Genomic DNA, 1,254 nt, shown 5'->3' with positions numbered 1-1,254 from the left:
GCAATGCCGTTGCTTTTGGGGTTGTCGGTCGGTTGAGCGGGTGTGCTGATATCCCGTCTGGAACGGCTGGGGCTGGGAGTCCTGACCCGGTCATGCCCACCAGAGTTGGTGGACCGCGTGGTCGACGAGGCTGGCCGCTCGGAGAAGCGCCGGCGTCTGTTGTCCGCTCGGTTCACGGTGTACTTCGTGCTGGCGATGTGCTTGTTCCCGCAGGCCGACTACCTGGAGGTCCTGCGTCTGGTGAAGGCCGGCGATCCGGGCCTGCGGCCCTGGACCGGGGTGAACAAGTCCTCGCTGACCAGGGCCCGGCAGCGGCTGGGATGGACCGTAATGCGGGAATTGTTCCGGGCTGTGGCCCGGCCACTGGGCGGAGAGGACGATCTCTTTCGCGGGCTGCGCGTGCTGGCTCTGGACGGGACACTGCTGGCTGTGCCGGACTCGGCTGCGAACGACGACGCCTTCGGCAAGTCGGGATCACAGCGCAGTCCGATGGGGTATCCGCAGGCCCGTGTGGTCGCGGTGGCCGAGTGTTCCTCCCACGCCGTGCTCGACGCCGTGGTCGGCGGGTTCAAGGAGTCCGAGCGGATCGTCTCCGACGCCCTGAAGGCCCACGTCGGGAGCGGAACGCTGTTGCTGGCCGACCGCGGGCTCTGGGGCCTGGCCCGCTGGCACCGCCTTCGCGACCAGGGCACTCACCTGCTATGGCGGATCGAGCGGCGCAAGGCCCGCCGAGTCCAGGACGTGCTGCCCGACGGCAGTTACCTGGCCCGGATCGAGGCGAACAAGCACAGCAAAGCGGTCGGAACGCTGAAGGCCCCACCGGCTCTGGTCCGGGTGATCGAGTACCGCGTCGACGGCCAGGCTGACATCGTCCGGCTCATCACCAGCCTGACCGATCCCGAGAAGTACCCGGCTGCCGAGCTTGCCGCGCTCTACGCCCGGCGCTGGGAGATCGAGCTGGTCTTCGACGAGATCAAGACCCACCAGCGCGGCCGACCGGTCCTCAGATCACAGACCCCGGACGGGGTGCGGCAGGAGATCTATGCGCACCTGATCGTGCACCATGCCACCCGCGACCTGCTGGACGAAGCCGCCCGCCTGCACCGCAGTACAGCAGAGCGGACTTCGTTCACCCGGGCTCTGCACGTCGTCCGCCGCACGGTGATCTCGCCGAGCGGCTTTTCCCCCCTCCGCCCGCAGACGCGACCGGCACCTCGGACTCGCCGAGATCGGCCGCAGCCTGTTACCCCGCCG

General features: G+C 68.7%; 1 protein-coding gene. It reads left to right on the top strand.

All coding sequences use genetic code 11. The features are described from left to right. Positions 1-108: 108 nt before the first annotated feature. Positions 109-1,254 (top strand): IS4 family transposase (locus ACFY01_RS46745; RefSeq protein WP_390741882.1); only part of this gene is annotated, 1,146 nt, incomplete at its 3' end.

The sequence above is a fragment of the Streptomyces sp. NPDC001480 genome (genome assembly GCF_042894725.1).
Lineage (GTDB): Bacteria > Actinomycetota > Actinomycetes > Streptomycetales > Streptomycetaceae > Streptomyces.
This window is presented reverse-complemented; position numbering and strand designations above follow the sequence as displayed.